General features: G+C 70.4%; 9 protein-coding genes and 1 pseudogene. 4 read left to right on the top strand and 6 right to left on the bottom strand.

Going from position 1 to position 7263, the window contains the following annotated elements:
• On the bottom strand, positions 1-399 hold a 399-nt coding region (locus O3Q52_RS45370), incomplete at its 3' end, for a transposase (protein WP_269654347.1).
• An 87-nt stretch (positions 400-486) separates the two neighbouring features.
• Here O3Q52_RS45370 and O3Q52_RS45365 point away from each other — a divergent pair.
• The 3 genes from O3Q52_RS45365 (at position 487) to O3Q52_RS45355 (ending at position 2465) form a co-directional block, all read left to right on the top strand.
• Positions 487-858, top strand: coding sequence for a hypothetical protein (locus O3Q52_RS45365; RefSeq protein WP_269654346.1), 372 nt, complete (start codon positions 487-489; stop codon positions 856-858).
• Positions 795-1502, top strand: coding sequence for a hypothetical protein (locus O3Q52_RS45360; RefSeq protein ID WP_269654345.1), 708 nt, complete (start codon positions 795-797; stop codon positions 1500-1502). The genes O3Q52_RS45365 and O3Q52_RS45360 overlap by 64 nt, the downstream gene beginning before the upstream one ends.
• A 441-nt stretch (positions 1503-1943) precedes the next feature.
• Positions 1944-2465 carry a hypothetical protein gene (locus tag O3Q52_RS45355; RefSeq protein WP_269654344.1) on the top strand — a complete coding sequence of 174 codons (522 nt, stop codon included), beginning with the start codon at positions 1944-1946 and terminating at the stop codon, positions 2463-2465.
• Between the two features lie 47 nt (positions 2466-2512).
• Here O3Q52_RS45355 and O3Q52_RS45350 read toward each other — a convergent pair whose 3' ends face one another.
• Both O3Q52_RS45350 and O3Q52_RS45345 read right to left on the bottom strand, forming a co-directional pair.
• Complete coding sequence (locus tag O3Q52_RS45350; RefSeq protein WP_269654343.1) at positions 2513-2773, bottom strand: hypothetical protein; 261 nt, start codon at positions 2771-2773, stop codon at positions 2513-2515.
• Positions 2774-3006: 233 nt separating this feature from the next.
• Positions 3007-3657, bottom strand: coding sequence for a DUF4360 domain-containing protein (locus tag O3Q52_RS45345; protein WP_269654342.1), 651 nt, complete (start codon positions 3655-3657; stop codon positions 3007-3009).
• Positions 3658-4191: 534 nt separating this feature from the next.
• On the opposite strand from O3Q52_RS45345, the gene O3Q52_RS45340 reads away from it, so the two are divergent.
• Positions 4192-5838 carry an alkaline phosphatase gene (locus O3Q52_RS45340; RefSeq protein ID WP_269654341.1) on the top strand — a complete coding sequence of 549 codons (1647 nt, stop codon included), beginning with the start codon at positions 4192-4194 and terminating at the stop codon, positions 5836-5838.
• Between the two features lie 46 nt (positions 5839-5884).
• On the opposite strand, the gene O3Q52_RS45335 is transcribed toward O3Q52_RS45340, so the two are convergent.
• The 3 genes and pseudogenes from O3Q52_RS45335 to O3Q52_RS45325 form a co-directional block, all read right to left on the bottom strand.
• Positions 5885-6337 (bottom strand): hypothetical protein, encoded by a 453-nt coding sequence (locus O3Q52_RS45335; RefSeq protein WP_269654348.1) that lies wholly within the window; start codon positions 6335-6337, stop codon positions 5885-5887.
• A gap of 63 nt (positions 6338-6400) precedes the next feature.
• The gene (locus O3Q52_RS45330; RefSeq protein WP_269654340.1) at positions 6401-6934 is read right to left on the bottom strand and encodes a GNAT family N-acetyltransferase; all 534 of its coding nucleotides are present in this window, start codon (positions 6932-6934) and stop codon (positions 6401-6403) included.
• 7 nt (positions 6935-6941) lie between these two features.
• Positions 6942-7263 (bottom strand): annotated as a pseudogene (locus O3Q52_RS45325) (hypothetical protein); the annotation flags it as partial.

Genomic DNA, 7263 nt, shown 5'->3' with positions numbered 1-7263 from the left:
CCTTTGCCGCAGCCCCTTTTCCTCCGCCACGGCCTTCTCCAAGTCCTCAAGGAGCTCCGGTTCGACCACCATGCCCGCCGCGTGGTGATGCGCGCGGGCAACGGTCGAGTCCACGCTGACCAGGCTGAGATCGACGTCGTCGCGGGCCGCCGCCTCGGCGATCATCGCTTCCATGAGGGTCTGGAAGACTTCGTCACGCGCCCGCATCCGGAACCGGTCATAGATCGTCGACCAGGAGCCGTAGCTCTCCGGCACATCCCGCCAGGGACTGCCGGTACGGAACCGCCACATCACCGCGTTGAAGTAGCTGCGCAGGTCAGGAATCGGTCCGAACGACCCCAGCGGCAGGTGCGGCTCGATCAACTCCCACTCGGCATCAGTCAGATCACCACGAGTCACGCCACCGGTCTACCGCAGCCAGCACCCTCCTGAAGCGGGAATGACCGATCCCGTGATCTCAACTCAGAACAGGCCCTAGGCGCGGCCATGAACCTTTCCCGGCGGTTTCTGGAGGAAGCGGCCCCCGACTATCTCAGCGACGAGGAGTACGACTTCCTCGACGACGACTGGCTCACCACCGCCTTCGCCGAGACCAGCACCCCCGTCCACGGCAACCTGGCGCCGCTGCGCCCCGTCAGGCCACGCCCCACCCCTGGCCTACCCGCCGTCGGCCCACCCACCTCCGGTGCACGGGAGTCCTGGCCCTCTCCGGCGCGCCCGCAGCCGGAGACCGGCCCGTGCTACCGGCTGGCCGACTATCTCGAACAACAGGCGCGCCGTCACCGCAGCCTGTTGTGCCCCCTGATTCATTCTGGCTGGCCGCGCACGCCCACCTGGACCGAGCCGACGAACTCGTGAGTCTCGCCCGTGCCGCCGACGACTACCAACGCCCCCACTTCGCCACCGCGTTGTGGTACAAGGCCGCCGACGCCGGACACCCTGATGCCCTCGCCCACACCGCACGGCACCAGGACGCCCAGGGCCATTACACCGAAGCGGAACACCTTGCACGGCAAGCGGCCCGAGCCGGGAATCCCGACGCTCTCCTTCACCTCGCCTGGCGGCGCATCGACGCTGGACACCACGACCAGGCCGCCCGCATCACCCACCAAGCCGCCGACGCGGGGCACCCAGACGCCGACCATCTGCTGGTCTGGCTCGCCGAACAGACCGACCTTCCCGACACGGCCGAGCGGCTCCGCCAGATGTCAGACGCCACTCCTCCCGATGGCTCAAGCCATTCCGAAGGCTCCAACTCTCCCGGCGTCTCGTTCGCCGGAAAGAGTACGGACACCGACGGCCCCCACGCAGCGGAACAACTCGCCCACACCCACCACGACACCAATGCCCTGCTCCAACTGGCCTGGCTCCACACCGAAGCCGGCAACCACCGGCACGCCCACACACTCGCCCAACAGGCCGCCCACGCGGGCAACTCACATGCCACACACCTCCTCGCCCACCTCCAGCACCCGCGTCCGCCGCATCCCCCCTTGGCCTGACAAACGTGCAGCGGCCGCAAGGCCATAACCACCCGTCAGTCGGCCTCGTCATCCACATCGACCGGACCAAGGAACTCCCCGGCGCCGTAGTTCAGACTGCGCGCGGTTCTCACCAGCGGCGCCAACGGGTCTCTGTGAGGAAGCCCGAAGCGAGCTAATCGGACGCGGCGAAGGAGACTTCGACGGCAGGTTCGCACCAGCAGGGCCAGCCGGCAGACTCCGGCCAGCGCGACGACGCTCCCACCCACACATAAGGACCGAACTCTCGCCCGAAGTTCGGGTGTTCTACGGACAAACGCCACGGCGCGCCACCCCTTCCACTGGATAGATATATCTACGAATATGACTCTGGGCATCGCCTCGGGAATTGCACACGGAGCCGCGCCCGCGGAGGGGGTATCACTGTCCGCTCACACGGACCAGCGGTCGAAGAGGAGAGACATGAGAAGCGCTCCCCACCAACAAGCCGTGGAGTGGCTCGCAGCAGCCGCGGTGGACCCCCGGGCCTGCAAGCGCGAATGGGAGCACGGGGCCAGCGGCGCCGCGCTGCTGCCGGCCGGCCGGTTCTGGGACGTCCTCAGCGTGCCGGAGGAGATCGGCCTGTTCGCCCTGGACGCCCTGCTGCGCCTCCCGCTGCCGATGCCCGGCCCCACGCTCGCCGATTTCGGCGCCCACCGGGTCGGGTTCTTCCTTCCGCCGGACCCGGAGAGCTACTGGGTGGGCCAGGACATCCGCTACTCCGGGAAGGGATCCTGGATCGCGGTGCCCTCGCCCCGCCGGACGACCGGCACGCTGCGCTGGCTGGTTCCGCCCGACGGCCAGGGCGCCCTGCATCTCCCGACCGCCCTGGAAGTGGCGCTCCATCAGGCCGCCGAGATGCTCTCCGCCCTGGTGAACGGGGAACGGGGGCGCCTCGTCGGCAACGCGGCGCCGCCCGGGGCGGGCCGCGATCGCCTCGGCTGAGCCGGCGGACCGGGCGACCGGGCGAGCCGGGGCCCGGCCAGAGCCCCTCAGGGCCCGCTCGACCCCTGACCGTCGCTTCGACGCCGACCGGGACCGGGGAGGCGAACGTCGGTGGCGCGCAGAGCGGTGAAGGCCGGCCGACGCGCCTCGTGCCGCCGGGGGACCACGCGTCCGCGGGCCTGCCAGTCGGCGACCAGCGCCGCGTAGATCGGCGGGTCCATCCAGTGGGCGCCGGCGAGTTCGACGGACGGCCGGTCCTGACCCGCGCGGCCCAGGAAGGGCCCCGTTGTGGCGAATGTGCTGTCCATGTCCGTGCAACGGGGCTCACGCGCCGGTGGTACGCCCTCGCACGCCAGGACACCGGATCGAGCGAGCGCACACCCCTCGTTCGGGGCCATGTTTTCATCGGACCAGACGATGTATCCGGTCGGCGGTCACGAAGGCCGACAGGGTCGTACGCCACGAAGCCCGACAGGGTCGTACACGCGCATGCCGTGCCTTGGCCGACTCCGGTGCGGTGGAGCCGGCCAAGGCTGTCGGGTCAGGAGCTGGGGCACTCCTTCCAGGCCAGGTGGTAGATGGTGCTGATGTCACCGTCGGTCGAGTCCATGGTCATGAAGCTGGTACTGCCGGGAGCGGATGTACCCGCGTTCACGCGGAGTTCGGTGTTGATGTTGAAGTTCCGCTGCACACCACAGGGCGCCCAGACGAGCTGCGCCCACTCCGTCGTGTCCGTGGCCTGCCAGTTGTCGTCGTAGGGGCCTCTGAAGGGGTGCGTGATCGAGGCCGTGTTCGGCGAGCCCTGGAAGTAGTACGAGGCCTTCTCGGTGCTGGTCGCTCCCGCCTTGAGCGAGGCGAAGCCGCGGTAGTCCGCACTGGCGATGGCGTACGTGAAGCCCCCGGGCACGGCCACGGTCAGGTTGAGCTGGCAGTTCTTGCGGAACGCGGTGGGATCCGAGTTGCCTCCCACCTGGGCGAGATAGTCGCTGTAGGTCACCGTGAACGCGGTGTTGTCCGGGGACACGGCGATGGCGGCGGTGCCCTGGGGACAGCCGGAGCCGTTCACCGTGGCGACCTTGATGACGATCTTGTCCGGGGGCGGGTCGACGATCCCGGTGGACGGGTCGTGCGCGGGGAGCGCGGTGGCGAAGAGAGCGGCGACAGCGCCGCTCAGAAGCATCGCACCAGCCATGGTGCTCCAATCCGTTGCGTCGGTGTTCCGGCGGCGGGCGAATGTGCCCCGCCGCGAATTGGGGGGTGCGGCCTTCGCATGCGCGAAGACTCGTCGCGGACCAGGTGCGTTGGATCAGGCATGGATCAGGCATGGATCAGACGCCAAACATGGGCATGCGCATGCCAAACGCATGACCGCGTGAGCCCGGCCCTGTGAAGGAGCTGTGAAGACCGGAGCGGTCGCATCGTATGTACGTCCGGCGGAAGCAGCCAGGTCGAACTCCGGCCATTCCTGGTTGTCTTCCAAGCCACGGCGGCGCGGACGGCATGTCGATCCGGCCGTATACCTTCGGCGATCAGGGTCGGCGATCCCTCGGCGGGCGGCGTGCCGCACCGCGCCGGCGGGCCCGCGGCGCGCGTCTGCCGTTACGCCGCCCGCGCTTCGGGAGGCCGCGCCTGCCGGGTTCATGATCTTCATCTGATTAGCATTCACAAGCCCCGCAGCGTCCGTTGCCGGGGCTGCCCTGCGCCATCACCGTGAGGGGATAGAGCCATGCCCCCGGGCCGCCAGAGACCGTCGTCGCAGCACGCCCCCGAACTGCGTGCGGCCGCGCGCCATCTCGCACGCCGCCGCTTCCTGACCGTCTCCGCGGCGGCCGCCGCGCTCGCCTTCGGCACACACCTGCCCGCCACCGGCGCCGCGAGCGCCGCCGAGCTCGACGCGGCAAGGATCGCCGACGACCCCTTCACGCTCGGCGTCGCCTCCGGTGACCCGTGGCCCGGCTCCGTACTGCTGTGGACGCGGCTCGCGCCCGAGCCGTACGAGGCAGACGGCGGCCTGGCCCAGCAGCGTGTCGTCGTCGAATGGGAGGTGGCCGACGACGAGCGGTTCGGCGCGATCGTCCGGCGCGGCACCGCCATCGCCCACCCCGAGCTCCACCACACCCTGCACGTCGAGGTGGACGGTCTCGCCCCCGGCCGCGTGTACTACTACCGCTTCAGGACGGGCACCTGGATCAGCCCGACGGGCCGCACGCGCACCGCTCCCGCCACGGTCGGCCCGGCCTCGGCACTCACGTTCGCCGCCGTGTCCTGCCAGGCGTACCACGAGGGGTACTTCACCGCTCACCGGCATCTCGCGGGCGACGACGTCGACGTGGTCTTCCACCTCGGCGACTACCTCTACGAGTACGCGGTCGACGCCGCCGGTGGCGCCCGTAAGTACACCGACCGTGTCCTGCCCGACCACTTCAACCGGGAGACGGTGACGCTGGAGGACTACCGGCTGCGCTACGCCCTCTACCACCGGGACCCGGACCTGCAGGCCGTGCACGCCATGCACCCGTTCGTCGTCACCTGGGACGACCACGAGACCGAGAACAACTACGCGGCCGACAGCGACGAGAACGGCACCCCGCCGGCCGCGTTCCTGCTGCGGCGCGCCGCCGCCTACCGGGCCCACTGGGAGAACCAGCCGCTGCGCGCCTCCCAGCGGCCCAACGGGCCCGACGCCCAGCTCTACCGCCGTCTCCACTGGGGCACCCTTGCGCAGTTCGACGTCCTCGACACTCGCCAGTACCGCTCCGACCAGGCCTACGGCGACCGGCCGCACGTCCCCGGCCCGGAGTCGGACGACCCGGCACGCACGATCACCGGCGCCGCCCAGGAGCGCTGGCTGATCGACGGGTGGCGTACCTCCGACGCCGTGTGGAACGTGATGCCGCAACAGGTCTGCTTCTCCCAGCGGAAGCTGGACCTCAGCCCTGTCGCCAAGGTGTCGATGGACGCCTGGGACGGCTACCGGGCCTCGCGCGAGCGGGTCCTGGCCGGGGCGAAGGAGGCGGGCATCGACAACCTCATGGTGCTCACCGGGGACGTCCACGTCGGGTACGCCTTCGACATCAAGGACGACTTCGACAACCCCTCGTCCAGGACCCTCGGCACGGAGATCGTCACGCCCTCCATCGCCAGCGGCATGGACGGCATCGTAAGACCCACGAACTGGGCCACCTATCTGTCCGCCAACCCCCACCTGAAGTTCTACAACGGACAACGCGGTTACGTCAGGGTGCGGCTGACGCCAGAGGCTGCGCGGGCGGACTTCAAGACCGTGTCCGCCGTCACCACGCCCGGGGCTCCGATCACGACCGCCGCGTCCTTCGTCACCGAAGCGGGCGCCCAGGGGCTCAAGCCCGCCTGATCCCGTGCGCGTGCCGTTGCCTGTCCTCGTGCCCGCGACCGGCGGCTCATGACTCGGCCCGGCGGCGGACCGCCGCGAGCAGGCGCCGCACGCCCACCGCGTGCCCTCCCGTCCCGAGGACGAGCAACCGGTAGAGGCCGCCTGCCGGGCCGGGAAAGGTGGCCCGGGTCTCGGCGGTCAACCGTGACCGGCCCGGACCCGCGGGCTCCAGGCGAAAGATCAGCGCGTACGACGAGAAGCGGTGGCGCCCGCCGAGGACCAGTTCCCGTCCCGGGAGCGCGGCGGCCACCCGGAACCCGGGAATCGTCGAGCCCTCGGCCAGCGGCCGCGGACCCGACGCCGTGCGGTCCGCGCATCCGACCAGCCGCGCGTAGCGGTTCGCGCCGGGGCGCGAGAAGGACCGGTCCAGGGTGTCGCCCAGACTGCGCCACACGTCATCGGCTCCCGCCGCGACGACGGTGGTGTGCTCATCGCGATACGGCAGCGAAGGGATCTGCATCATGTCCTCCTTGGCGGTCCGGTCGCGGCCGGCCGCCCGGTCGTTCGGCGCGCCACTGAGGGGTCAGCCCTCGAACTCCGTCAGGTCGATCCCGTACATCCGCACGTCGTGCCCGTAGGCCGGGTCCATCGTCGCGCCTTCCGCCTGCATGCCGAGCTTGTCCAGCACGTTCGACGACGCGGTGTCGGCCGTTCGGCACACGGCGACGACCCGGTCGATGCCGCGGTCCTGCAGGGCGAATTCGAGTGTGGCGTGGGCCGCCTCCGAGGCATAGCCCTGGCCCCAGAAGACGCGCGCCATCCGCCAGGTGATCGCCACCTGCCCGGCTACCTCGGGCGGGGAGTCAGGAACGTACAGCCCGACCGCCCCGGCCAGTTCCCCCGATCCGAGGAGTTCGACGGCGAAGACCCCGAAGCCCTCCTCGTCCCACTCCTCCTCCCAGGCCTCGATGTCCTCGGCGGTCTGTTCCAGGGAGCGGGGCGTGCCGTCGCCGATCCATCGCATCACCGTCGGGTCGGCGTGGATCTCGGAGAGGGGCACGAGGTCGTCGTCCTGCCAGCGGCGCAGCAGAAGACGGGGGGTATGGATGTCGGTCATGCCCCCATCATCGCGTGAGCCAGACGACGAGAACGACCACGACCACGGCGAGGACGATCGCCGCCGGAAGAGCGCGTCTGAGTACGGCACCGCGTGCGACGCTCATCAGGTCCAGGGGCTCCGGTGCGGCCGCGGCCGGCGTACGGGAAACGGCGGGCGCTTCCGCGGGGCGGACGCCATTCGAGGCGGGGGTGGCCGGATCGGGCGGAGCGCTCGGAGCGGTCGTCCTCGGGGCTTCGGCGGGGGGGGCTTTGTCTGCTGCGGGCCCTCCGGCGGAAGCGGATTCCGGCGTGGCGCCCGATGCGATCCCGGCGCTGACCTCGGGCTCG

The sequence above is a fragment of the Streptomyces sp. ActVer genome (assembly GCF_027270795.1).
In the GTDB taxonomy this organism is placed as follows: domain Bacteria; phylum Actinomycetota; class Actinomycetes; order Streptomycetales; family Streptomycetaceae; genus Streptomyces; species Streptomyces umbrinus_A.
The sequence above is the reverse complement of the archived record's forward strand: the minus strand, read 5'-3'. Positions and strand labels throughout refer to the sequence as shown.

Bases quoted from the DNA above. Each gene is read 5' to 3' on its own strand.
- O3Q52_RS45365 (WP_269654346.1), top strand. From the start codon at position 487: ATGAACCTTTCCCGGCGGTTTCTGGAGGAAGCGGCCCCCGACTATCTC.
- O3Q52_RS45355 (WP_269654344.1), top strand. From the start codon at position 1,944: ATGAGAAGCGCTCCCCACCAACAAGCCGTGGAGTGGCTCGCAGCAGCC.
- O3Q52_RS45350 (WP_269654343.1), bottom strand. From the start codon at position 2,773: ATGGACAGCACATTCGCCACAACGGGGCCCTTCCTGGGCCGCGCGGGT.
- O3Q52_RS45345 (WP_269654342.1), bottom strand. From the start codon at position 3,657: ATGGCTGGTGCGATGCTTCTGAGCGGCGCTGTCGCCGCTCTCTTCGCC.
- O3Q52_RS45340 (WP_269654341.1), top strand. From the start codon at position 4,192: ATGCCCCCGGGCCGCCAGAGACCGTCGTCGCAGCACGCCCCCGAACTG.
- O3Q52_RS45335 (WP_269654348.1), bottom strand. From the start codon at position 6,337: ATGCAGATCCCTTCGCTGCCGTATCGCGATGAGCACACCACCGTCGTC.
- O3Q52_RS45330 (WP_269654340.1), bottom strand. From the start codon at position 6,934: ATGACCGACATCCATACCCCCCGTCTTCTGCTGCGCCGCTGGCAGGAC.